This is a genomic window from Pantoea sp. X-Soil-TKNS-1211, assembly GCF_059730495.1.
This window is the reverse complement of sequence record NZ_AP035955.1, coordinates 58309-81259: the sequence shown is the minus strand read 5'-3', so window position 1 is coordinate 81259 and position 22951 is coordinate 58309. Positions and strand designations below refer to the sequence as shown.

Here is a 22951-nt window from a genome sequence, read left to right as displayed (position 1 = left end):
ATATATCAAAATTGTCACAGTGACAGGGTGGGATACTACACGTTCGAACCTAACAAAACAGGAACCTGACTCAGCGTGTTAACTGTGTCAACGCTTCATCGGTCAAACCCGTCAATTTTTTTACAAAGCCCAGATCGAGACCATTCTGTAGCATATTCCGAGCCATCTGTAGCTTCTCTTCATTACGCCCTTTTTCTATTCCCTTTTCTATTCCTTTCTGTTCCAGCATCTCAGCGATGGTCATCAATTCGTCCTCGTGTTTGGGCATCTGGTGTGCCAGGTCGCGTATAAAGGCTTCTACGTCAGACGTTTCACCTGCCTGAATAAGATAGTTTATCAGTGAAACGACCAGCTGTCCCGGCAATAGCTCAGTACGAATCAGTTTACCCAGCAAAGGCAAACGCCCTGCCAAATCACGCTTGCGGATATATTTCTGTACCATTGTCAGCACAGACATTCGACGCTGCTGCATAATAGCATCGTCGGTTACCACGGTTATATCTACCAATGGGAAACTGCCGCTGTAGATGCGGTCAGCCATCACGGGATCATCAAATCCTTCCAGCCAGTTCGTTGAGTATGGGTACGGACTCCGTTCGCCGTTATAAAACAATATCGGGATCACCAGCGGCAGTTTAGGGTGTCCCGCATCCAGGTGACGCTGCATTGCTGCAACTGCATACCGCAACAATCTGAACGCCATATATTTATCGGGTGCCGACTGGTGTTCAATTAATATATGCAGGTAACCCTCTCCAGACTTCGTTTTCATACTGAACAGCACATCACTGAAATATGGCCGTAAATTATCTTCCACAAAACTGCCTGACTCGAGCTTCAGCGTGCTGAAATCACACATTGACTTAAGTTCTGCCGGTATATGAAGTTGCATAAAGTCCCGAGCGATTTCAGGGTGCGCCAGAAACTGCTTGAAGATTAAATCATGCGGCGTCGGGCTGGCTTTTTTCTTCTGGCATCTCCTGCTTCCTTCCTTCTGGTGACGGCAGGATAGTAACGAAACGTAGCGGCAATATGAGGGGGTAAAGTTCGGCAGTGCGGGCCCGTCCGAGAGAAGATTTTGCTTTTTACGACAGCGTGACAACGATTTGTGAAGCGGCTCGCAACCTGGCTATGGAGGATGTGAGTTCCGGGCCCATGGCTGCAACCGGAACTCACATCCTGGTTTTCAGCGGTGCCCTGCCACCTCCTGATTAACCTGCATTTTTCCCCGGAACCAGGAAGCAATACCCAGCACCGGACTCATGGTTGCCATAATGCCCGCTTCGGCTCCAATCATGCCGGGCAATACGCTAAGGATCTGACTATCAGCCTGGAAAAACATAACGCCGAGGTAGCACATTGCGACCGTCAAAGAAGAGCAGATCGCGGTGGCACCAAAGCAGAAGCCAATAAAAGGGCGCCAACTGTAGGTTGGCCAATGTGTTGCCCTGCTCTCTGCCTGCATGGTTTGATTCACTGCGGCAGCGTTATTTTCACGTGCAATGGTTTCACGTGCGTCCATCTCCGTCAGTGTTTCCTGATGACGGTAAAGCGCCTCTGTTAGCGCCTGCACCATAGCCGGATTATTTCTCAGTACTTTTACCGCCGCATCATCATATTTTTCACCGGTAATGCCCCGGACAGTACTGAGTATCTGCGCGGCACTGCCTGCCGCATTTTCATGCCCGAGCCATCGCAGCACTGAGGGGGCAACATTGGCCAGCGACATGACCAGACTTACCGCGTCCATTCATTGCGCTCCCCGTAACAAATTTCCCGCGACCCGATTGGCCCAGCCACGACCAAAATGCGACCAGTTTTTAAGCGCAGTGTAATAGGTCAGCCGGTAGGCATTCAGACGGAGTATCACCTGACGTGGATCGGCCTGGTGTGCGGCCTTCAGGGTGAGCGGTCCCATAATCCCATCGGCGTTGACACCGACCGCCAATTGCAGCCAGCGCACCGGATGCCCCCCATTGAAAGCGATATCAAAGATCTGCAAGGCAATACCCACCGGCAGTTCATCACAAAGATAACGATCCCACCATAGACGGCGGGCAATATCTCGCGCTGTTTCCAACGGTAAATTGCGCATTTCTCCGGTATAACCATTCTCCCGTGCAACCCGCTCGGTAATGCCATAACAGGTCGCGCCACCGGGATCATTCGGGTGATTGACGTATCCTCCTTCATGGCCCATCAGCATCGCAAAGGCTTCATTAAATTGCTTATTCATTATTCATTCTCCCAAAAGATCATTGCTTGTTGGCGCAGAATGCACCAGCGGGAGCGAATATGGGTTACACAGCGTTTTTTTATTAGCGACCTGATTTGACGATAACTTTATCTTCCCCGCACATCTCGAAAATTCTCATTACAGGAGAAAAGTCCATAGGGTTTTTCCTGGAATGATAAATTTACTCTTTCGAGGTACTTCCGCATTCTAAACTGGTGTGACATCTTACCAGCACCCTCACATTGTCATGAAAAGGTCATACAGATGAACGCCAGGACTCATCACATCAGTATACCCATAGACAATGATGGTTATCACAGGTTAGACAGAAACATCCGCGCATTCAGTAACGTGCCAAAAAACAGGTTTCAACCTGGATTACCGCCGCAAAACATTATTTCGCTGACGAGGGTTGAGGATAGTTTCCTCTCCCCGGACAATTTCTTCCCACTGATAATCAGAAAAGAGAAGCCCTGGCTTCCAATTCAATACCTGGACAACATTATGCATAAATCCACTTTTTATTATCTTGATAATCAGATTTTGCACAGTAAAGAATGCCCCTATGTTCATAAAGGCATCAGCCTGTTCCTTGGCTCGGCTTACAACAATGCACAGGCAATGTCGATTGCAAAACAACGCAGCGAAAATGTGCGTTACTGCAAGGAATGCTGTACCCGCGACTGGCTAAGAAGCCTCGATGTAGTGGAAAAGTAACGTCTGAAGCTCTGCCTGGCGCGACCTGTCCATCTCGGGATGACGGATAAGGAACGCCAGTCATCTTAACGAAACTCAACACCTTAACCATCCTCCCGATTATTTCACCCCAGAAACCCTGAAGTTATTATTTGAACCCCCTCATCAGACCTGAGAAATTCCCAATTAAAATGGTAAATAAACTTATTTTTCTTCGAAAAATAGTCAATATAATTATCGCCTAAACATCTTTAACTTACGCCTTCATATTAATAACCACAAACTTATCAGCAGAAAAACCTCCCCCTATGTCTTACATTGAATTCACACAAATTTTGCCTTGGGAAATAAGGAAAAAAACATGAGTCTCGAAACAACAGAAAAAGCGACGGCAGTGAGCCTGAATCGCTGGCGTAAAACCGATACCGTCTGGATGCTAAGTTTATATGGCACTGCGATTGGCGCTGGCGTACTTTTTTTACCGATCAATGCCGGTCTGGGCGGGTTAATACCCTTGATCCTGATGGCGTTGATCGCCTTCCCCATGACCTTTTACGCGCATCGAGGCCTGACGCGCTTTGTCCTTTCCGGCAGCAAACCGGGAGCCAATATCACTGAAGTCGTGCAGGAACATTTTGGTCCTCGCGCAGGCAAAATCATCGCCCTGCTCTACTTTTTCGCTATCTATCCCATTTTGTTGATGTATAGCGTCGCTATCACCAACACCGTTGAAAGCCTGCTCATCAATCAGCTGGAGGTCTCTGCGCCACCACGCGTTCTGCTGGCATTGTTGCTGATCCTCGGCATGATGACCATTGTCCAGTTCGGACAGAACATCATGGTGAAAGCGATGAGTATCCTGGTGTATCCATTTGTCTTATCGCTGTTGCTCATGGCGCTGTATTTGATCCCCCACTGGAATGGCGCTGTACTGGAAACCTTGTCCTTCGAATCTTCCGGCAGCGTGTTGACCTACCTCTGGCTGGCAATCCCGGTAATGGTGTTCTCATTTAACCATTCCCCGATTATCTCCTCGTTTGCGGTGGCGAAGCGTGCAGAATATGGCGCTGAAGCAGAACAAAAATGTTCCCGCATCCTGGCTTGCGCGCACATCATGATGGTTGTCACGGTGATGTTTTTTGTTTTCAGCTGCGTGCTCAGCCTGCAACCGGAAAACCTTGCCGAAGCCAAAGCGCAGAACATTTCCATCCTGTCTTACCTGGCTAACCATTTCTCACTGCCTTTTGTCGTCTGGATGGGACCGATCATTGCCATCGTCGCAATTACTAAATCCTTCTTTGGCCATTATCTCGGCGCAGCGGAGGGTTTTAATGCCCTGCTGAATATCAACAGCAAAAAATATGGCTGGGTAACGCCGTTATTTATGCTGATCTCCACCTGGGCCGTCGCCACGTGGAATCCCAGCATCCTCGGCATGATTGAAACCCTGGGTGGCCCGGTCATCGCTATGCTGCTGTTTTTACTGCCGATGTATGCTATTCGCAAGATCCCGGCGATGCACAAGTATCGTGGTGCGTTAAGCAACATTTTTGTCACGGTCATCGGTCTGGTGGCGCTGACAGGCATCTGTTTTTCACTGTTGGCCTGATTGGCCAGCAGTTGAGTAAGGTAATCGCATGATCTCGATTCTTGATATGTTTAAGGTGGGCATCGGTCCCTCCAGCTCCCACACCATTGGGCCGATGGCAGCGGCAAAACGTTTTGTCACGGAATTGCAGCAGGATGAACAACTGACAGAGGTAAGCCATATTGATGTACATCTTTATGGATCGCTGGCACTGACCGGGAAAGGTCATCAAACCGATAACGCCGTGATTTTAGGACTGGCAGGCTTCTCTCCGGAAGATGTCGATATTGATGCGATTCCGGCATTTCTCACCCAGCTCGCGACGTCAGGGCAATTACCGTTGGCGGAAACAGCGCACAACATTGCCTTTTCGATGCGAGACCATATCCATTTCCACGCTGAAGCGCTGCCTTTGCATGAAAATGGTTTGCGCCTGCATGCCCGACAAGACGCACGCACCGTGGCAGAGAAAACCTATTTCTCGATTGGTGGGGGATTTGTGGTGGAAGAGGCAGGGATGTTGCAGACGCAGTCTGAACCCCGCTACGTCCCATTTCCCTATACCAGTGCCGCCGATTTACTGGATATCTGCCAGCATCATCATCTCACCATTGCCGAGGCCATGATGCAGAACGAGCTGGCATTGCATCCGGCGGGTATCCTGAAGGCCCATTTACGTCATATATGGTCTGTTGCCCAACAGGGTATCCAGCGTGGTCTGGTACAGGATGGCGTTTTGCCAGGTCGGTATCGCGTACCACGCCGTGCGCCAGCCCTGCATCGCCTGCTGCAAAGTGGAGAGAATCAAACCAGCGACCCATTGCTGACGCTGGACTGGCTCAACCTGTTCGCACTCGCTATCAGTGAAGAAAATGCATCGGGCGGTCGGGTAGTCACCGCCCCCACCAATGGCGCTTGTGGCATCATTCCAGCGGTACTCGCCTGGTATGATAAATTCGTCAGCCCGGTTGATGACAATATATTAAGCAACTGGTATCTCACTGCCAGCGCCATCGGTTCTCTGTATAAAATGAACGCGTCAATTTCTGGCGCTGAAGTGGGTTGTCAGGGGGAAGTGGGTGTGGCGTGTTCCATGGCCGCTGCCGCACTGGCATCAGTTTGGGGTGGCAGCGCACAGCAAGTTTGCATCGCAGCAGAAATTGCGATGGAACATAACCTCGGACTGACCTGTGATCCGCTGGCAGGTCAGGTTCAGGTTCCTTGCATTGAACGCAATGCCATCGCCGCCGTTAAAGCAGTCAACGCTGCCAGAATGGCATTGCGCCGCAGTTCTGCACCTAGCGTCAGTCTGGATCGCGTGATTGCGGCGATGTATCAGACCGGCAAAGATATGCACGCTAAGTATCGTGAAACCTCACAGGGTGGATTGGCCATCGCGGTAGAGGTGGCGGACCCTGAGAAGGTGTCACTGAGCAGATGGTGGTAATGCATTGAGGCGCGATAAATCGCGCCTTTTTGCCTGTGCAATGGCTTAGCCAAATACCTTGTTGCAACTGATTGTTATTATCATTAAGGTGTTCTTCCGTGGATATCGTTAAAAGGATGGAGGAAGAAACGCCAATGAATCAGAGGTTGTACTTTAAGGGGATCCGATACCTCACTGCATTTTTTGTGTTGCTCTACACTGGAACCAGCAGTGCCAGACCGGATATGACGCCCTTAGGTCCTAACATTGCGGACACGGGTTCAGCCTTTTATCATTTCTCCATCAGCACTTTTGATTCCTCTGACGGCAAGCGCCATTACAAAGTCTGGACAGCCGTTCCCAACAAAATCCCACCCAAAGCGGGTTTCCCCATTCTGTATATGCTGGATGGCAATGCTGTGATGGACAGGTTGTCTGATTCTTTTCTGAAGAAATTATCAGAACAGACGCCACCGGTACTGGTGGCCATCGGCTATCAGACGACGCTACCTTTTGATCTGCCAGCCAGAGCTTATGATTACACACCGCGGTTCCCCGGCAACAGTCGGGACAAGCATGGCAGAGCAGGAGGTGGCAGCGTCGATTTTCGTCATCTTATCGAGAAGACCATTGCCCCCCATACTGAAAAAGACCTGAAGATCAATTCTGCTCAGCGCGGGCTTTGGGGACACTCCTATGGCGGGTTATTTGTGCTGGACTCCTGGTTATCCTCAACATTTTTCCGCGCATATTACGCAACCAGCCCCTCGCTGGAAGGTGATAACCGCATGATACTTCAGAAAATAATATCCGCATCCAGCGATGCATTCAGTCACAAGAGTCTGTATTTAATAGAAGGTGACGGTGATGAGAAGAGACCCAAGTCCGGTGCCCCAAAGGATACATTGCGTGCCGTGCGGGACACGGTCAACACCCTGCGCACCGACGGGATTGCCGCAAGCTACTGGCTATACCCCGGCCTGACACACGGCGCGATGTTCACCGCATCTTTCCAGTCGGTGCTCTTGAAGATGTCTGAAGAGAAGTGAATCGAAAATGCGACTGGTACATTAAATTGCCAGCATCAGCGTGCTTCGGCCGGTAACTCATTATAATCCAGTCGATTTTTATTACCGTCCAATACTTTGACGTCCTGTGGTGTGCGATAACAATCACTGAGCGGCGAGTGACAGCGCCGATTATCTTTATGCGTGACACCCAACCAGTCACTGATCAACCAGTAATTGTTGCTGGTCGAATATTGTTCCGAAAACACCTGTCCGCGAGCATTCACTGCTTCCACTTGAGCGCTGTACCAAATAAACATTGGAATATCATAAGCTTGTTTGGTCGGGTTGCTAATATCATGGTGATAGTAATTCAGATATTTTTGCGGATCGCGCACCAACCCATGATCGGAATAATAGATTAATGAAGACCGCGTATCCGCCAGCAATGAAAAAAGCCGCCCGAGTTGCTTATCCGTATAGGCAATCGAATTCAGATAACAGTTGTCACTCATATCCTGAGTAAACTGAATGGTTTCATTACGCGGATAGCGCTCACACGCCGGTTCATGACTACCATAAAAATGCAGCACGACCAACTTTTTGCCAGGTTTCGGCAGTACTGTCGCCAGTTCATCCACAAGACTGCCATCAAAACCGATGGTTTCATTCCATTTATGATGCCTGGCGCGTTTCGCCATCGCTGTAATCAGGCTATTACTTTGCCCTACACTGCCCTGATTACTGAGCCAATAAGTATCCAGCGATAAATCGTTGGCCAAAGAGATCACATTGTCTGCCCAGGCAGCGAGTGGCACCTTTTCACCGATATTTACTTTAGCCAGAGAAGCAGGCACGGAAAGGATGGTGAGCGGAGCGGGTGCGATGGCCTGGTTGAAAAACTGCATATTGGCACGCTGCGCATCAATAAATGGTGTTGTGGGATAGACGGAACCATATACCGCATGATCCTGCCTGCGAGCCGACTCGCCAATCACCACCACATAATTATCGATGCCGCTATCTTGCCAGTTGTAGTCATAACGGGTTTCGGCCTGCATGACGATATCGGTAAGTTTCGCGTCGTTGAATGCACGAGCGATAGGCGCAAAATTATACAACGGCGAATTAACCAATAATCGTTCAGTAAGCAGAAAATCTTCGGAGCGGGTTTTACCGGATACCGTATATAACAAAACGGTAATAGCCACATAGATCAGCAAGATTAATCCAGACAGCGCGAATTTTCTTCCGACGATGCGTTTGGACAGATACCAGGAGAGCATCACATGGAGGGAGAAAATTAAGCCGAAGCACAAAATATAGGGGTAATTATACCTAAGCATATCAATACTTTCTTTCTGGCTGGCATGCAGGAACGTTGTCGCCATAACCGTAGAAAAAGTAGTATCGAACTCAAAATAGAAATATAACGACGTGACAACGGAAAGGGAGAAAATGAAACACAAGGCGAGAGAAAGTAAAACGGTTGATTTTCGTTTAAAAAACCACGCCGAAATCAGAAAAAGCAGTATGGTGGTCACATAAACTTTAAGGATCGTCCCTGGCTTCTTATCAAGAATAAAAATTGCCGGACATAATGCCAGCAATCCAACCAGAAATATATAACTCTTTTTCACTTGGTCTACCTGGAAAAACACCTCCCCTGCTTGTGCGGGTTGTTACCCCTCAAAGGTGGGACGGGTGGATATTTTTGTATTTTTAAGTATGTTGTAACTAGGAAGGGAGGTTTTCAATTTAATAACTAAACCAGATAAAATCCCCATGATGCAATGGCCGCCCAGAAAACCAGACAACCGAAAAACACCAGCCGCCAGGGATTACTGCAAAATTTAGCCGCGCGTTGTTGCAAAGACATTAACATTAATCCTTATTGATGTTTTTATGTTTTATTGTTGGGATGTGATGATGATTCTACCTATCCGCATCTTAATATTCTTTAAGAAGACTGAATTTTTTATTCAGAAGTCTCTACATCTTACCCGAGCGCCCTGGAATTACGCACAACGTTTTTCTGATATCACGAAAAAATCAGTTATAACATGACGACAGTTCACATTCGCTTTCTGGATAATGGATTAGGCTACTGTTACACAACCATCATCACCACATTCATTAAATAAGAGAGGCATCGATGGGAGACCTTATTTCAAGATGTTGCAATTCAAATACTGTAAATACAGCCCAGAATACCAACATCGATCAGAGAAGCTTTTCGAATTTTACTCCCCGTGTCTCGCAGGTCCAACAGACTTCCATACTGCCTGCTTCATTATCAAGCGACAATTCGGAAAAGACCGATAAGATTTGTACCCCGAAAGTTGTCTTTAAGGAAGGAGTACAAATCTTTGATTATGATTGCTGCAAGAACGATATTAAAAAATTGTTTTTGGATCAAACCAATGGTGATTTTTCAAATATGATAGCCCTGCTAAACTGGATCAGGCCAGAGGGAGATGGGTCTCATTATGATTTCGGGGAATTTGCACCAAACTGTATCAGCCCAGATGATAAAATTTGGTTTCAAAGATTTCTGAAATGCACTGTCACCACCCTGAGCAACAAGCATATTCCAAAAGTTTTCAAAAAAAGAATTATTAACGATGTTATAGTTCCGATGCAAGCGAAAGAAGGTAAGGTTTTCACCCCAGGGCATTCATGTTTCCTCCCACAGGAAATATATTTAGCGCTCATTGATTACTCACGCCTGGATACCGAAGGTGTGAATGATTTGATGACGCGCATTGATACACATTTTGGCAAAGAAGATAATAATTATTCCGTTACGCTGTCGCAAGGTGCTCCGGCTGCGACGAAAGACCGTCAAGTGCTAAATGCTTTAACCGCCGCCACGACATGCATCACTCATAAAGACTTAAGCGAGGAAGGCCAGAAGGTGATTCACAATGGTCTGGAACAACTTCTGGAGAGGCTCACGGAGCTGTGGATTAATATCGACAACCAGAAAAATGTGAAAAATAATGCAGGCGCAGAATCCGACAGGGAAAAACTAAATGCACTTTTCGAAAAATGGGGGGGCTTTTGCCTGGCAATCGCTTCGCATATTTCCTTGCCCAGGAATCAAAAGGAACGTGAGAGCATAGAAAAAGAATATTTAAATTACAGGACTGATGTCTCATTTGACACATCAGTTGATAACCCGGTTAAGATTATAATTCCACATTTATCCGGCGTCTTTTTTGATGATTTGCGAAAAAACAATTACCCGACACCAATCATCGCACAGATTATAAATTTGGATGGTAGAATAACGACTCACTACACCCCCATCGTTTTGCCCCCCTTAACTGAAGGCTAATTAAGCATGAGAAAAAACGTTTAACTCACCTCCCATTTTTCTCATAACCGATGCCAGTACATCCGTTACCGGCTAAGAAATACAAGGTAAAACATGGAACAACAATTCTCCCCCGAGCATCAGCAGTTTCTGCTAGCCCAGCTGCCGCGTTATATTGCGCAACTGACCGCAACCATTCAGCACACCATTCGTGCCACCGAGGCCGAAGCCAATGCGGCATTTGCCGCTCAGGGCATGGTGTTCAATACCCATTCTCCGGCCAATGCTGATTATCTCACCGCCAGTATTCTGGATAATCTGTTCGACCAACTGCATGGCGGCGATAATGAAGTGGCCGCCTATATTCTGACCATGCAGGCGAAGCGGTTGGGGATCAGCCTGCATGTTGATGGCTCGCGTTGAAATGTCCACTCACTACAATGGCGCGATAAATCACGCCGCTACAGAATGGGCCTTAACTGAACCGCATTACGCGCTAAATCGCGCCATTAAGGTGGGTATTTAGTAACGGTAATCGTCTATCTCAATCATAAATTCCCGTTTGGTTTCATCTCCGGCCTGGGTGCGTGCCGTTAACGACAGCACGTACTTGCCCGGTTTGGCCTGCAAACCATGGCCATACTTCATCGTAACAGGCATCGTTTGACCTGCCGGAGCCAGTACCGTAGCAATGACATTGGGGCCGCTGCATTCTTCCCGCGGAACCCTCTGGCAGTGCAGCCTGGCAGTCACAATGGCGGTATCCGGGGTGCTCACCTCAAAAGTGAAATCAAACTTACCTGCCGTATTTAACGCATAACGGCTTTCCAACCCGCTAACATGGAGCGGCGATTCACTCGCTGTTTCACTCAGCGGCCAGGCATAAACCTTATTGTCGACGCTGACATATAACGTATCGCGGAAAATCACCGGTTCCGACATTTCAGTATCACGATCTTTGCCAATCAGTTCATGCTTCGTCGTGAAGTCGCCCTCGAGGGTAAACAAACGCTGCTGCTGTTCGCCGTCCGGTGAGAAGCCAAGCACACCAACCTGCGCCACCGGGGTTTTCTGCACATAGCTGAGATAACCCCAGCCCGTGGCCGGATCGGTCACTACCCCGCCATAACCGAGAAAACGGTTACCGTTGCCCGGCGTGGCAAACAGGGAATCATCCGGTGCCGCGATGCTAAATAACGCCTTGCCGGTATCACGGTTGAAGGCATAAACATGGTTATAAAACGTCATAAATACATCGTTATTTACGCCGAGACTGACCCAACGATTACGAATTTCCGGCGATGGTTGCCCGCTGCGAGCTTCCCAGACAACATTCACAGGGTTATCAAACAGCGTGGTTTTCATTAAATTCGCACTGCCGAGATTTGCACCGTAAACCGCGCCGCTCTGGTCAATTGCCAACGAAGGGGAATCCGGCAGCAAGAAACTCAGCTGATTCGCCACGACCTCACCCTGTGCATTCAAAATCAGTAAATCATGGCCGATTTTGCTTTGGGTCAGCGCGATTTTTCCCCCATCCGGGCTCAGGGCAAAACGATCGACCGGACTATTGATGGCTTTTTTCCACAGCCAGGCCTGGGGATCCGGGTTTTCCAGGTCCAGCGCATAAAACATTCCTTTGGTATAGACTTGACCTTGCGCATCAGTTTCGCCGGTCCCGACATACAGATGATTCTGTTTATCGAATTGATAACTGAGCAGTTTATTCTTTTGTTTATTATTGTTGCTGCTATCAGTATGGCGCTGCTGAAAAACTATCTTTGCTTCTAAACCGTTTTGTGGATTGATTTGATAAAGTGTCGCCACCGAGGGTGAGCCGATATTGACCGGCAAATAAAGATTACCGTCACTATGCAGCAGCGGCTGCGCGCCCGCCTTATCAAAAAGATATTTCTCACCTTTTAAATCGATAAAGGTGCCGTTGTTTTCAATCACCCCCGCGTTGTTAATGCCGTAGATACCGAGCCGGTTGCCATCATGGTCATAGGTCAGCGCATAGGTGCTGCCATCCTGCCCCACCAGCATATTCACGACCGGGTAAGGTAATTCTACCGTCCAGCGTGCTTCCGTTTGTGTCGTATTCAATTGGGTAGCAGAAACCAGCGGCACGACGGTTGACGAGATCGCCACAACCCCAGGGGCGACAGACATCGCTGCCAGGGAGATCGCCGAAAGAGAAAAAAACCTTTTCATTTATTATTTCTGGTCCTTAAAATACTCGGGGTAATTAGCCTACTGAAGTATGACAAGAAGATAAGTAATAGATGCATGAACAAGTCTCGAAATCATAAATTTATCGGGAATTTTCATGTGCTCAGGTTATTTATTAATCCTGAAAATGAGACGGATTGAAAAGGGGCAGTATGGCATGGCATTTATTTTTTACTTGCCAATAAGAAATGCCGAATTTTAACCGGGATTTTTCTTCTTGCCTCTAAGATTATTCCCGACATCCAGGCTATAATTAACCCGTCAAGTTTGGTGAGATAGTCCCATGCTAAAATCCACAGTGCTCTTATTAATTATTTTCGGTGTCCCCGGCTGTGTGTTGGCGACCCAACCTTGTCAGGTTCGTTTCCATAATTTTATCGTCGATCGTGAGCCGCATGGTTATCCGATTAACAAAGCGACACTGAGAGTGGTCAGCGCCACCGCCTGTAGCAGTAAAATGGATAAGAATGGCAATATCGCTATCCGCATCGGTGAGACAGTGATCGATGTCTATGACCGCGTCACCCACCAGCACAGCGCGGTGCGCAGCACCACCTTTGTCAACGTCAATCCTGCCAGTAAGCACGCGGAGCTGTTTAACAATTATTTGAGTATGAACGTTGTGGTCCCGATCGAGATCAAGGGACAACGCATGACGATCAAGCTCCGCCATCCTCCCAAAGCATTATTTGGCCCGTCAGCCCCACCGGATTATATTTTGCGCCTGGGTTCGGAGCTGACCATTAATCTGACCCGGTAAGATTCCCATTTCAACATCTGAAGTCCTGAATAACCAATATGAAAACAGGAGTAAGCTGTGATATTTGGGCTAGCGTGATTGCTTTTTAGCGCTGAAATGGCAAATTTAAAGGGCAGCCCAGTATCTCGATACCTTCCTCTGAGCCAGAAAATAGAAGATACGCGCTGTGCCTCTACCAGGGTCTTAAGGTTGATCGATTATTGATCAACCTTTTTTTTTGCTTTTAAGACAGGAATTAATTACAAAACCTTGTAAAGAATTTTCTTATTTACGACGGTACAACTTCTCGGCTCGCATGACTATTTTCCGCCATAGAACACTGCCAGAATAGCCACATCAAAAATGACAACAGCCATTAAAAATAACATCGGAAGCACGGTTATGAATTTTCTCGTTGATAGTCGCCACCACGGGGCAACACTCTGCCGGGCACTGTTGCTGGCATGGTGCTGTACCGCAGCGACCTCAGTTTACGCTGAAAATGAGAAATCCATCCCGTCTTCAACGGCGAAGTCTGATGTAGTCACCTCTGTCAGCCATACCCTCCAGGCAGAGAATAATGATGGCCGTCAGACCAGCCTGTGGCGCCAGAAGAACGTCAGCTTCAACATTGGGGTATCTGCGGATGTTCCCCTGCGTTGGGACGAGAGCGACCGGGAACAGGCTGCGGAGCATGAACGTACCTGGTGGTTTTCCGGGAATTATCATTTTTAAAAATGGATAGGCGTGGTGAATGCCTGCCATCGTCCGAACTGCAAATCGTACGGTGGCAGATATTTTGCGCGATCCCTCACTTCATATTGAGTTAGTGAGTGCCCTTTGGGAATGGGTTTCCCCGCCTTTCAGAATGATTATTCTGAAAGGCTTTTTTTTCCCTGCGAACAGTTACCAGGAAACACCTCGTTTTCTATGAAGATTATTCTTAGATAAACCAGGCCAGCACTCTTTTTTGCCATTAAAAAACAACAACCCAATTACAATAAAAATAAAAAACAGGTGCCAACCAATGCGTTAGCCAATATAAAAATATTAATTAGTTGTTACAGTGGGAACAGGCTGATTTTTCTGGCATTGATTTCCGTTATCATAAAATTATCATAACGCAACACTGACAGAATCGTTATTACATCATCCTGTCTGCATATTAATAAAACCCTGAAAGCCGGATATTTATCCTTACAGAAAATTCTGTCACGGCTTTTTCCTGCGACAGGGTGGGTAAAACATTCACTAATGAGAATCATCAAAACATGAAAACGACGTTACGCCTGGCGGCTCTGTTCGCCCTGCTTGCTTCCCCATTGCTGCATGCCTCCGGCGTTACACCGGACACCTCCGTGGTGATTATCAACGAAGGCACGCATGGCGGGAGTATTAACATCAAAAACACCGATGACTCGCCGCTGTTCCTCTACAGCACCGTAACGGATTTAGCAGATGATCCGACCACCCATGTGGCTGCTGCGCAACCGGTGGCGCGGCTGGAGCCTGGCGAGACACAGCGGGTACGTTTTATCCTTACCAGTCATAACAAACTGGATCGTGAGCACCTGAAGCGGGTATCGTTTGAAGGCGTGCCCACCAGCCACAACACCAATGAGCTGGTGATGGTGAGTCGCCAGGTTCTCCCGATGCTGATTGTGCCAAAGGATATGCAAGCGCGTCCTCAGCCAATCAATGACCTGATCTGGTCAGCAAAGAACGGCACACTGACGGTGACCAATACCGGGTTGCAGGTGGTGCGTCTGGAACAACAGGCGCTGCTGATGCCCGGTAAGATCTCGATCTCGTTAATGAAAGGCTATGTGCTGCCGGGAGAAACCCTCAGTGTTAACGGCAATTACGCCAGGCATCTGAAACAGCAAAGCCAGGTGATGGTTATCCCCCTGTCACGCGATGGCAAAGTCAGCACTCCACAACGGTTTGACTTGAAGCGCTAAGCGTCTTTGCAGGTATCTGGAGCGGCGCGATTTATCAGGCAAACGAAATCCAGCTCACTAATCAACGCGCCCATTCGCATTATTCTTTGAAAGCAAGGACCAAAACGTTGCCAGCGCACCGGGATTATCGAACGTTTTGGATTTCGGTGTCGCAAATGTTTTGGCATCGTTGTGGCGCCCTCCCATACGATGGAACGCTTCCCGTTTTCCATCGAGTCCACGTTTCGTTCCCATATCGAATCCGTGATGATTATCATAGTTAAATAGCGCCATAACCATTTTTCGGTTGTTGGGATCTTTTAGTGAGCTGGCTATCCATGCCATATCCTTTTCATCATTGCGCGTGAGCGGTTTATCTTTTAATGCTCTCTTATGTCTTTCATCATAATGAGTCACAAAGTTTCTTAATCTTTTGTAAAAGCGCCAGGAATGAGGATCGGTCAGGACATTGTTAAAAGTTAACTCAACCGCACCCACCACATCACCGTATTGCAGTGAACTCTCGACCAGACCGAGCACTGTAAACTCAGCACCCGTTTTTACGCCATAACCACCCGTTACGGCTAATCCCTCATTGCACTCAGGCGTGTTTGGCTTGCCCAGCGCCTTAGCGGTTTCGTGTATATTCTTCTTCGCGTCGCTAAGCAATAAACTGGTGATGCCCACAAGACCCAGGGTAGCACCACCAACCAGGATGTATGATATGATTTTGTACGGACCAGGAAAGGCAGAAGCCCAGCAAGATAAAGGTGTCGTGGTCTGATTATAAACACGATCACCCTCAAGCTCATTGATTAATAAAGATGCCTCGTTTGTTCGTGATATATCTTCACCCTTGATATGGGAATTAAAACCGGATGATATTGTGGGTAGACCTGCCAGAACCATGACGTTCTCCTTTACAATGGTTAATTAATTATAGCCTCTCATGCTATTTATATTAACTTTTTCGAGTTTTATTGACCAATATCAATAAATGCCATCTCCACGAATCAATGTTGGTATAAAGGATCACCTCTTCCCTTCCTGGCTCTCCTGTTTGCTGTGTAACAAAGGCATTCTGCCGAAAAGCGCGACGCGCGGTGAAGTATTTCCCTTGAAAATTATGGTCTATAAACTATCATTAGCGGTACCGTAAGTCGCAATAGCAAATAACTTCATCACACTCAACGATTAAGCCACAGAATATAACATGTCTGATATAAATTTCGGCCATCGCATTGATTACCTAACACCTCAAATTTTTGCAGCACATTCATTACCAAATGCAGCATCTGTTAATTTCGTTAGTTCAACGCCTGAAGCATTGCAATTATTTATCGCTCCCTCTGCTTTATATCCTGGGTATTTATTCACGTTAAACCTCACAAGACAGGAGCGTAAAAACCAGCCAAGGCAGAACAAGCCGCCAGGACCAATCCATTAATATTCTAGCTAAAACATTACCGCAGCAATAATCCGTACCTGGACGGATGTCATCCTGGTTGATAATAAAAATATTCAACAGAATGACATCCTCTCCCCCTTAACAAATATCAAATAGTGGGCACTTTTCATAACACCCCCCGATATTTTCAGGAAAATATAAAGAAATCACAAACAAATACGATCGTTATTGTCCCAATTATCCTCGTTCTGCCATTCAATAATCCCCGGATACCCGTAACTTCACGATAACGGCCGGGTATGCCTTATGAAGCGCACGAGCAGTGGCTGACGCACTGAGCAAGATAATTCCTAAGCGTTACACGAACATTCGGTAATGAACAAAGAGTCATCAGCTACTCCCTCCGAGCAACTTCATGAAAAAATCACGCCAACAATTTCAGATATAACCATAAGGCACGCACTTAATATGAACAAAGTACACTCTCTGATGAAAAGACAAGGCGGCTTCACCTTACTGGAGCTGCTGGTGGTATTGATGATTATCGCCCTGTTGGCGGGCTTCGTCGGCCCTAAAGTGTTGTCTCAGGGCGATGGCGCCAAAGAGAAAACTGCCATGCGCCAGATGCGATCCCTGGCAGATACGCTGGGTCAGTATCGCCTTGATGTCGGTCACTATCCGTCTGAAGCTCAGGGCCTGAAAGCCCTGACTGAGAAACCGGCGGGCGTGGATAACTGGCATGGCCCGTATCTCAGTCAGCAAGTCCCCATGGACCCATGGGGTAATGCCTATCAATGGCATAACCCAACCCGTGAGAAAAATTCCATTAGTGAAGTCGACATCATGTCCACTGGCAAAGATGGAAAAGCGCTTACCTATGGGTTCTAACCATGAAAGGCAAAATATTCGCTTTATTACTGCTCGTCCCCGCCTTTTCCAGCATGGCAACGTGCTGGAAACAGGCTGGCGAACGGTATGGTATTGAACCTGAGCTACTACAGGCGATTGCGATAGTGGAATCCAATATGGATCCCAAAGCCATGAATAAAAATACCGATGGCACTATCGATGTTGGCCTGATGCAAATTAACAGTCGTCATTTTCAGGCATTACGCAAATTTAGTATTAGTCAAAAAGATCTGATTAATGACCCCTGCCAAAGTGTCATGACTGGCGCATGGATCCTTGCCGGCAATATCCGCCAGTTTGGTTATTCATGGGAAGCCGTAGGTGCATATAACGCCGGTACGGGTAAAACGCATAAGCATCGCGCCTTACGGCAGAAATATATTAAGAAGGTGGCCCCGCAATACGCGCAATTAAAAAAAGGCCCCAAACATAAGTCTAAACACTCACTATCATGAAACATTACGACGTAACCACCCTGGAACAGGGTAAACGCGTCACCCTGTCTGTCATGGCTGAATCAGTCGAAAACGCCACCCTGCGTATCGAAGCCGAGGGTGGCATTGTCATCAGGGTGGCAGAACGCCAGACACGGCGTGATAAAAACTTTCCACTGAACCTGTTTTTACAGGAACTGATCGCCTTGCTGGAAGCCGGGCTGGTGGTGGTCGAAGCCGTTGAAGCGCTGCGTGAAAGCAGCCGCGAAGGTGAGTCCACGCTGGTGCTGGATACGCTGATCAAACGCCTGTACGAAGGCGCACAGCTTTCCCAGGCCATGGCCAGCCTGCCGGATGTGTTTCCGCCATTGCTGATTAACACCGTTGCCTCCTCCGAGCAAACCGGGCATTTGCCGGTCGCACTGGGACGTTTCCAGTACTACGAACAACGCATGGATGTGTTGCGTAAACGCATTAAATCCACCCTGCTCTACCCGGCCATCGTGATGTCGGCAGGGGGAGCCATTATGTTTTTTCTGCTCGGATTTATTATTCCACGCTTCGCCGTGGTGTTCGATGGCATGAAAAACCTCAGCAGCAGCGCACAATTTATCGTCTGGTGGGGGCATCTGGTTCACAACAACGGATCGTTGCTGCTGGCGGGTACGGTGATGGCTGGCACTGGACTGGTCATGGCCATTCGTCAGCCGATTATGCGCCGGGCTGTCACCCGCCTGTTGCTCAAAGTGCCACAGCTGCAACAACAGCATCAGCTCTCGGTGCTGGTGCGTTTTTATCGCACCCTTGGGTTGTTATTACAGGGCGGTATCCCCGCGCCTGAAGCACTCAAGCTCGGTAGCGAAATCCTGCCTGACGACCACCGTAGTCGAATTGATCAGGTGATCCGTGACGTCGAAGCCGGTCAGTCGCTGTCGGCCATGCTTGATAAACAGCAGATGACCACCCCGGTCGCAACGCGTTTATTGCAGGTTGGCGAGCGCAGCGGTGAGCTGCCCGCCATGTGCGAACGCATTGCCGCCTTTTATGACGAGTCGCTGGAACGCGCCATTGAGAAATTCAGCAAAATTTTTGAGCCGGTCTTAATGATGATCGTCGGCGGCATTGTCGGCGCGGTGGTGTTTCTGCTCTACATGCCCATTTTCGAGCTGGCCGGAGGATTACAATAAATGTCCCATTCACACCTTGGCGGTGTCTCCATCGATAATCTGGTTCAGTTGCCGGAAGAACAACGCTGTGACGCATTGAGCGAACTGCTGCAAAGTTTTCCCCATGCGCTGAGCGCAGCGGCCACCGCACTCGGGCTGACGCCGTTGACGCAGTCAGAGTGCCGTCAGGCGGTGGAAGATTTCAGCCAGATCCCGCTGACCGAGGCGCTGGCACAACGCGTGCTGCCGTTACGGTTGAACGATCAGCCGCTGGTAGCCCTCGCCGATCCTTTTTCGTTACCGCTGCGCCAGTGGGCGCTGCGCTTTAATGCGCTGCCAGTCCTGACCTCGCTGACGTGGCTTAACGCCCGGCTGGACGCCCTTGGCAAACAGCAACGTACGATGGATCAGCTCGAACAGCAAAACGAAGAGAACACCGAAAACGGCTGTCTTGAGATCACCCCGGCAGCGATCGCCAGTGAACCGCACGCCGTCATCAAGCTGGTCAACGCCACGCTGTATGACGCATTGCAAAGCCGCGCCAGCGATATCCACCTTTCCGCAGTGGCTGACGGCCTGATGGTGAAATACCGCATCGACGGCGTGCTGCATAACATCCGCCATTGCGCCGGTCTGCAACATGCCGAACAAGTGATCTCACGCATCAAAGTGCTGGGTTGCATGGATATCTCTGAACGCCGTATTCCGCAGGACGGGCGTTTTAAGGCGATGATTCAGCAGCGTCCGGTCGATTTTCGTGTGTCGATTATGCCAAGTATCTACGGTGAAGACGGCGTGCTGCGTGTGCTGGATAAATCGCACGACCAAAACTTGCGGCTGGAAACCCTGGGATTTGATGACCATACACTGCGTGCCATTCGCCAGCTAACGCACCTGCCGCATGGCATGGTGCTGGTTACCGGACCGACCGGCAGCGGGAAATCTACCTCGCTCTACTCGGCGCTGAGTGAGTTGAATAGCGGTGAAAGCAAAATCATCACCATCGAAGATCCGGTGGAGTATCAGCTGAACGGCGTGTTGCAGATCCCGGTGAACGACAAAAAGGGGCTGACCTTTGCCCGTGGTCTGCGCGCCATTCTGCGTCACGATCCGGACATCATTCTGGTGGGGGAGATTCGCGATGGCGAAACCGCCGGTATCGCGGTGCAGGCCGCATTGACCGGCCACGTCGTCCTGTCTTCCGTGCATGCCAACGATGTCTTCAGCGTGCTGGAACGCTTTCTTTATATGCAGGTGGAACCCGCCAGTCTGATCACCGCGTTGAATGGCGTGGTGGCACAACGTCTGGTACGTCAGATTTGCCCGGAGTGCGGGGAAACAAGTCAACCGAGCGCCGAGGCGCAGCAAGCGTGGCACGACAGCCCATTGCAGGGTGTGAAGCCCAACTGGCGCAAAGGACGCGGCTGCGAGTCGTGCCGCCACACCGGTTATCGCGGCCGACTGGCGTTGGCCGAAGTACTGAATTTTAGCGACGGCATCAAGGAAGCCATGCTGGCACGCGCGTCACAGCGCAAGCTGCGCGAGGTTGCATTGCAGGACGGCTTTGTGCCGCTGCCAACCATTGCGCTGCGTGCCGTGCTGGAAGGAAAAACCACCTGGGAGGAAGTTAACCGTGTTATCGCTCACTAAAACCTGGCAGTGCGATATTTGGCCGCACGCGCTGCGTCTGCGTCACGGTACGCAGGTCGTCATTGTCCACGATCGCACGCCCGAAGAATCGCTGGAAACCGCACTGGCGGCCGTGTTGAGCGCCCGCCCGGCGGCCATGGCCTGGCTGGACGCGATTGAATTCTACGTCGATAGCGACGAACTGGACTTTCTGGTCATGCCCTGGCAACCAGGGCTTAAGACCCCACAGGAATTACTGAACGTGGCGCAGCGCGAGGCCCGCAAACGCTTCTCGCACCCGCACTGGCAGGCGCGTTTTGAAGAGGTGAACTGGGGGCAACCGGCCCTGATTGCTTGCCTGCAACAAGTTTGCTGGCAACTTCTGGCACAACAGGCCTGTCTGCACCGCCTGCGCTTCCAGGGTGTGGTGACACCTTTTCAACTATTGCTGAATCGTTACGGCCGCCGTCTGCCCCAGGAAGGGGTATTTATCGCTATGGGTACGCAGCGTTGTCGTGTCGCCTGCCGTCAGGGAGGACAGTGGCGCGATGTCTACGCGTTGGACCTGCCACAACAACAACCCAGCGAGCAACTGCACATTATTGGCCGTCTGGCGGGCATGCCGGATAGCCCGCGTTATGTCATCAACACTGCCGACTGGATGCCCGTCGAGGAAACAAGGGAGACCGTAGCATGACACCCCGTTTTTCCCTGACCCCACCCTGGGCGCGTTATGTGCTACTGGCGACCACGCTGACCAGCCTGACATTAACCGGGCTGATCCTGCATGAACGCGGCACGCAACAACAGCTGGCGCAGGAAACCAACGCAGCACAACTGACGTTGCAAACCCAACAGCAAGCATTGCGCAAGCTGCGCGAAGCGCAACAGAAGATTTTACGTCAGCAACAGAAACAACAAACCACCGCTCAAGCGCTGGTGATGCTGGAAGACATTGGCAAGGTCCTGCATCCGGGCGTGGCGTTACGTGCTGCGGATGTCACGCCATCCCGTCACAGCATCCGGCTGGAGGTGAGCGCTAAATCGCTTGCGGCGCTGATGGAGTTCAGCCAGGCCTTGCAGACACTGCCAGCCCACGTGGTGCTGGAAAACCATCGGGACACGGCTGAGAAAAACCCCGAGTGGCCGGTTACCGCCGCGCTGGATGTCAGTTTTCAGGAGGAACGCGATGAAGTTGTCCGTTAATAGCGACCTGCTGCGCTGGCGACTGGCACAACTGACAGATCGCATCGGCAAAGTACCACTGGCACTTAGCGCGCTACCGGTCTGCCTGCTGGCGGTGTGGTTAGGTATTAGCCTGCCGCAAACCGCGCAGCAACGGGAACAGCTTGCTGAATTGCAGCACGAGTTACGTGATGCGCTGCCACTGGATCAGCAGCAGCCCGCGCTACAGCAGCAAATCAGTCTGAATGAGTACCAGCAGGTGCAGCTGATTTTTGAACAGTTGCAGAAAAACCAACTGGTGGTGGAATCGAGCCGTTACCAGTTGGAGCAACAGGGCGAACGCAAAGTGCTGCGGCTGGATATCCCGCTGAAAGGGGAATATCTGCCACTGGTGCAGACACTGGATAACCTGAGTCGCACGCTGTCGCTGCATATCGATCAACTGTCGTTGCAACGCGTTAACCCGAGTACTGGCCAGTTGAAAATCACCCTGCGTTTGCGTCTGCAAAAGGAGGCGCCATGAAACTTCCACGCTATTTACAGGTGGCGATCGCCGTGACCGCAGGCCTGGTGCTCTGGAGCCAGTTTTCGGCTGAGGAGGCCACAGAAACCACTACCGCGTCACAACCGGCTGCGCAGCGCTCACGCCCTGGCACCGCCCCCGTGACCACCGCGTCCCCAGTGACCAAAGAGTGGGTAAATTTATTTCCCGGCCCACCGAAACCGGTGACCGTCGCGGACAGTGAGGGGTTCTCCACTCAGCCACCCGCACCGTCAACACCATCCTTGCCGTTAAAAGCCATGGGGGCCTGGTGGAGCAAGAAACAGCGCGTGGTCATTGTCACCGATGGCCAACAAACCTGGCCGGTGTGCAACAAATGTGATGCCGAAGGAAAGATCTGGATCGGCAGTACGCCGATCGAGGGATGGAGTTTAGTGGAAGTGGCTGATGACCACCTCTTGTTCGAGTGGCTGGCCACTCACACACGCAAGCGCCTGGACCTGGGTGATTTGCAGGATAAACCAACACGTTAAGT

At 49.8% G+C, this 22951-nt stretch carries 23 protein-coding genes and 1 pseudogene; 18 read left to right on the top strand and 6 right to left on the bottom strand.

All coding sequences use genetic code 11. The features are described from left to right. Window positions 1-70 precede the first annotated feature (70 nt). The 3 genes and pseudogenes from AC6I8W_RS23790 to AC6I8W_RS23780 form a co-directional block, all read right to left on the bottom strand. A pseudogene (locus AC6I8W_RS23790) lies at window positions 71-973 on the bottom strand (Rpn family recombination-promoting nuclease/putative transposase); the annotation flags it as partial. A gap of 213 nt (window positions 974-1186) precedes the next feature. Then, window positions 1187-1750: a hypothetical protein gene (locus tag AC6I8W_RS23785; protein WP_497838990.1), complete on the bottom strand. Its 564-nt coding sequence runs from the start codon at window positions 1748-1750 to the stop codon at window positions 1187-1189. Further along, on the bottom strand, window positions 1751-2236 hold the full coding sequence (locus AC6I8W_RS23780) for a glycoside hydrolase family 108 protein (RefSeq protein ID WP_497838989.1): 486 nt from the start codon (window positions 2234-2236) through the stop codon (window positions 1751-1753). It lies immediately after the preceding gene. A 264-nt stretch (window positions 2237-2500) separates the two neighbouring features. Here AC6I8W_RS23780 and AC6I8W_RS23775 point away from each other — a divergent pair, with 264 nt between their 5' ends. The 4 genes from AC6I8W_RS23775 to AC6I8W_RS23760 all read left to right on the top strand — a co-directional run bounded on the left by AC6I8W_RS23775 (window position 2501) and on the right by AC6I8W_RS23760 (window position 6995). Continuing rightward, window positions 2501-2953 (top strand): hypothetical protein, encoded by a 453-nt coding sequence (locus AC6I8W_RS23775; protein ID WP_497838988.1) that lies wholly within the window; start codon window positions 2501-2503, stop codon window positions 2951-2953. A gap of 340 nt (window positions 2954-3293) precedes the next feature. Continuing rightward, window positions 3294-4541 (top strand): serine/threonine transporter, encoded by a 1248-nt coding sequence (locus AC6I8W_RS23770; RefSeq protein ID WP_497838987.1) that lies wholly within the window; start codon window positions 3294-3296, stop codon window positions 4539-4541. Between the two features lie 28 nt (window positions 4542-4569). After that, window positions 4570-5967 carry an L-serine ammonia-lyase gene (locus tag AC6I8W_RS23765; protein ID WP_497838986.1) on the top strand — a complete coding sequence of 466 codons (1398 nt, stop codon included), beginning with the start codon at window positions 4570-4572 and terminating at the stop codon, window positions 5965-5967. Between the two features lie 134 nt (window positions 5968-6101). Further along, the gene (locus AC6I8W_RS23760; protein ID WP_497839081.1) at window positions 6102-6995 is read left to right on the top strand and encodes an alpha/beta hydrolase; all 894 of its coding nucleotides are present in this window, start codon (window positions 6102-6104) and stop codon (window positions 6993-6995) included. A 35-nt stretch (window positions 6996-7030) separates the two neighbouring features. Here AC6I8W_RS23760 and AC6I8W_RS23755 read toward each other — a convergent pair whose 3' ends face one another. After that, the gene (locus AC6I8W_RS23755; protein ID WP_497838985.1) at window positions 7031-8593 is read right to left on the bottom strand and encodes a phosphoethanolamine transferase; all 1563 of its coding nucleotides are present in this window, start codon (window positions 8591-8593) and stop codon (window positions 7031-7033) included. Window positions 8594-9108: 515 nt separating this feature from the next. Between AC6I8W_RS23755 and AC6I8W_RS23750 the strand changes: the two genes are divergently transcribed. Further along, a complete protein-coding gene (locus AC6I8W_RS23750; protein ID WP_497838984.1) occupies window positions 9109-10293 on the top strand; it encodes a hypothetical protein in 1185 nt (394 codons plus the stop codon). A gap of 93 nt (window positions 10294-10386) precedes the next feature. Then, a complete protein-coding gene (locus AC6I8W_RS23745) occupies window positions 10387-10695 on the top strand; it encodes a hypothetical protein (RefSeq protein WP_497838983.1) in 309 nt (102 codons plus the stop codon). A gap of 99 nt (window positions 10696-10794) precedes the next feature. On the opposite strand, the gene AC6I8W_RS23740 is transcribed toward AC6I8W_RS23745, so the two are convergent. Beyond that, the gene (locus AC6I8W_RS23740; RefSeq protein ID WP_497838982.1) at window positions 10795-12486 is read right to left on the bottom strand and encodes a hypothetical protein; all 1692 of its coding nucleotides are present in this window, start codon (window positions 12484-12486) and stop codon (window positions 10795-10797) included. Window positions 12487-12787: 301 nt separating this feature from the next. Here AC6I8W_RS23740 and AC6I8W_RS23735 point away from each other — a divergent pair, with 301 nt between their 5' ends. The 3 genes from AC6I8W_RS23735 to AC6I8W_RS23725 all read left to right on the top strand — a co-directional run bounded on the left by AC6I8W_RS23735 (window position 12788) and on the right by AC6I8W_RS23725 (window position 15204). Beyond that, window positions 12788-13264, top strand: a complete 477-nt coding sequence (locus AC6I8W_RS23735) for a hypothetical protein (protein ID WP_497838981.1) — start codon at window positions 12788-12790, stop codon at window positions 13262-13264. Window positions 13265-13645: 381 nt separating this feature from the next. After that, window positions 13646-13978, top strand: a complete 333-nt coding sequence (locus AC6I8W_RS23730; RefSeq protein WP_497838980.1) for a hypothetical protein — start codon at window positions 13646-13648, stop codon at window positions 13976-13978. Between the two features lie 536 nt (window positions 13979-14514). Further along, the gene (locus AC6I8W_RS23725; RefSeq protein ID WP_497838979.1) at window positions 14515-15204 is read left to right on the top strand and encodes a fimbria/pilus chaperone family protein; all 690 of its coding nucleotides are present in this window, start codon (window positions 14515-14517) and stop codon (window positions 15202-15204) included. A gap of 57 nt (window positions 15205-15261) precedes the next feature. Here AC6I8W_RS23725 and AC6I8W_RS23720 read toward each other — a convergent pair whose 3' ends face one another. Continuing rightward, complete coding sequence (locus AC6I8W_RS23720) at window positions 15262-16092, bottom strand: hypothetical protein (RefSeq protein ID WP_497838978.1); 831 nt, start codon at window positions 16090-16092, stop codon at window positions 15262-15264. Between the two features lie 304 nt (window positions 16093-16396). Here AC6I8W_RS23720 and AC6I8W_RS23715 point away from each other — a divergent pair, with 304 nt between their 5' ends. The 9 genes from AC6I8W_RS23715 to AC6I8W_RS23675 all read left to right on the top strand — a co-directional run bounded on the left by AC6I8W_RS23715 (window position 16397) and on the right by AC6I8W_RS23675 (window position 22949). Continuing rightward, complete coding sequence (locus AC6I8W_RS23715; RefSeq protein ID WP_497838977.1) at window positions 16397-16630, top strand: hypothetical protein; 234 nt, start codon at window positions 16397-16399, stop codon at window positions 16628-16630. A 450-nt stretch (window positions 16631-17080) separates the two neighbouring features. Further along, a complete protein-coding gene (gene gspG, locus AC6I8W_RS23710) occupies window positions 17081-17479 on the top strand; it encodes a type II secretion system major pseudopilin GspG (RefSeq protein ID WP_497838976.1) in 399 nt (132 codons plus the stop codon). Window positions 17480-17481: 2 nt separating this feature from the next. Beyond that, the gene (locus AC6I8W_RS23705; protein ID WP_497838975.1) at window positions 17482-17955 is read left to right on the top strand and encodes a lytic transglycosylase domain-containing protein; all 474 of its coding nucleotides are present in this window, start codon (window positions 17482-17484) and stop codon (window positions 17953-17955) included. Beyond that, entirely contained in the window at window positions 17952-19121 is a 1170-nt protein-coding gene (locus AC6I8W_RS23700; RefSeq protein WP_497838974.1) for a type II secretion system F family protein, read from the top strand. Before AC6I8W_RS23705 ends, AC6I8W_RS23700 begins: the two co-directional genes overlap by 4 nt. After that, window positions 19122-20750 carry a GspE/PulE family protein gene (locus AC6I8W_RS23695; protein ID WP_497838973.1) on the top strand — a complete coding sequence of 543 codons (1629 nt, stop codon included), beginning with the start codon at window positions 19122-19124 and terminating at the stop codon, window positions 20748-20750. It begins immediately after the preceding gene. Next, the gene (locus AC6I8W_RS23690; protein ID WP_497838972.1) at window positions 20734-21426 is read left to right on the top strand and encodes a hypothetical protein; all 693 of its coding nucleotides are present in this window, start codon (window positions 20734-20736) and stop codon (window positions 21424-21426) included. Before AC6I8W_RS23695 ends, AC6I8W_RS23690 begins: the two co-directional genes overlap by 17 nt. Further along, complete coding sequence (locus AC6I8W_RS23685; RefSeq protein WP_497838971.1) at window positions 21423-21935, top strand: hypothetical protein; 513 nt, start codon at window positions 21423-21425, stop codon at window positions 21933-21935. The genes AC6I8W_RS23690 and AC6I8W_RS23685 overlap by 4 nt, the downstream gene beginning before the upstream one ends. After that, window positions 21919-22437, top strand: coding sequence for a hypothetical protein (locus AC6I8W_RS23680; RefSeq protein WP_497838970.1), 519 nt, complete (start codon window positions 21919-21921; stop codon window positions 22435-22437). The genes AC6I8W_RS23685 and AC6I8W_RS23680 overlap by 17 nt, the downstream gene beginning before the upstream one ends. Continuing rightward, a complete protein-coding gene (locus tag AC6I8W_RS23675) occupies window positions 22434-22949 on the top strand; it encodes a hypothetical protein (RefSeq protein WP_497838969.1) in 516 nt (171 codons plus the stop codon). Before AC6I8W_RS23680 ends, AC6I8W_RS23675 begins: the two co-directional genes overlap by 4 nt. Window positions 22950-22951: the final 2 nt, after the last annotated feature.

What these genes read in the sequence shown, in the direction of transcription:
- AC6I8W_RS23705 (WP_497838975.1), top strand. Translation starts at nt 17,482, where the DNA reads ATGAAAGGCAAAATATTCGCTTTATTACTGCTCGTCCCCGCCTTTTCC.
- AC6I8W_RS23770 (WP_497838987.1), top strand. Translation starts at nt 3,294, where the DNA reads ATGAGTCTCGAAACAACAGAAAAAGCGACGGCAGTGAGCCTGAATCGC.
- AC6I8W_RS23735 (WP_497838981.1), top strand. Translation starts at nt 12,788, where the DNA reads ATGCTAAAATCCACAGTGCTCTTATTAATTATTTTCGGTGTCCCCGGC.
- AC6I8W_RS23675 (WP_497838969.1), top strand. Translation starts at nt 22,434, where the DNA reads ATGAAACTTCCACGCTATTTACAGGTGGCGATCGCCGTGACCGCAGGC.
- AC6I8W_RS23785 (WP_497838990.1), bottom strand. Translation starts at nt 1,750, where the DNA reads ATGGACGCGGTAAGTCTGGTCATGTCGCTGGCCAATGTTGCCCCCTCA.
- AC6I8W_RS23745 (WP_497838983.1), top strand. Translation starts at nt 10,387, where the DNA reads ATGGAACAACAATTCTCCCCCGAGCATCAGCAGTTTCTGCTAGCCCAG.
- AC6I8W_RS23685 (WP_497838971.1), top strand. Translation starts at nt 21,423, where the DNA reads ATGACACCCCGTTTTTCCCTGACCCCACCCTGGGCGCGTTATGTGCTA.
- AC6I8W_RS23695 (WP_497838973.1), top strand. Translation starts at nt 19,122, where the DNA reads ATGTCCCATTCACACCTTGGCGGTGTCTCCATCGATAATCTGGTTCAG.
- AC6I8W_RS23720 (WP_497838978.1), bottom strand. Translation starts at nt 16,092, where the DNA reads ATGGTTCTGGCAGGTCTACCCACAATATCATCCGGTTTTAATTCCCAT.
- AC6I8W_RS23765 (WP_497838986.1), top strand. Translation starts at nt 4,570, where the DNA reads ATGATCTCGATTCTTGATATGTTTAAGGTGGGCATCGGTCCCTCCAGC.
- AC6I8W_RS23750 (WP_497838984.1), top strand. Translation starts at nt 9,109, where the DNA reads ATGGGAGACCTTATTTCAAGATGTTGCAATTCAAATACTGTAAATACA.
- AC6I8W_RS23725 (WP_497838979.1), top strand. Translation starts at nt 14,515, where the DNA reads ATGAAAACGACGTTACGCCTGGCGGCTCTGTTCGCCCTGCTTGCTTCC.
- AC6I8W_RS23680 (WP_497838970.1), top strand. Translation starts at nt 21,919, where the DNA reads ATGAAGTTGTCCGTTAATAGCGACCTGCTGCGCTGGCGACTGGCACAA.
- gspG (WP_497838976.1), top strand. Translation starts at nt 17,081, where the DNA reads ATGAAAAGACAAGGCGGCTTCACCTTACTGGAGCTGCTGGTGGTATTG.
- AC6I8W_RS23730 (WP_497838980.1), top strand. Translation starts at nt 13,646, where the DNA reads ATGAATTTTCTCGTTGATAGTCGCCACCACGGGGCAACACTCTGCCGG.
- AC6I8W_RS23760 (WP_497839081.1), top strand. Translation starts at nt 6,102, where the DNA reads ATGAATCAGAGGTTGTACTTTAAGGGGATCCGATACCTCACTGCATTT.
- AC6I8W_RS23700 (WP_497838974.1), top strand. Translation starts at nt 17,952, where the DNA reads ATGAAACATTACGACGTAACCACCCTGGAACAGGGTAAACGCGTCACC.
- AC6I8W_RS23775 (WP_497838988.1), top strand. Translation starts at nt 2,501, where the DNA reads ATGAACGCCAGGACTCATCACATCAGTATACCCATAGACAATGATGGT.
- AC6I8W_RS23780 (WP_497838989.1), bottom strand. Translation starts at nt 2,236, where the DNA reads ATGAATAAGCAATTTAATGAAGCCTTTGCGATGCTGATGGGCCATGAA.
- AC6I8W_RS23715 (WP_497838977.1), top strand. Translation starts at nt 16,397, where the DNA reads ATGTCTGATATAAATTTCGGCCATCGCATTGATTACCTAACACCTCAA.
- AC6I8W_RS23740 (WP_497838982.1), bottom strand. Translation starts at nt 12,486, where the DNA reads ATGAAAAGGTTTTTTTCTCTTTCGGCGATCTCCCTGGCAGCGATGTCT.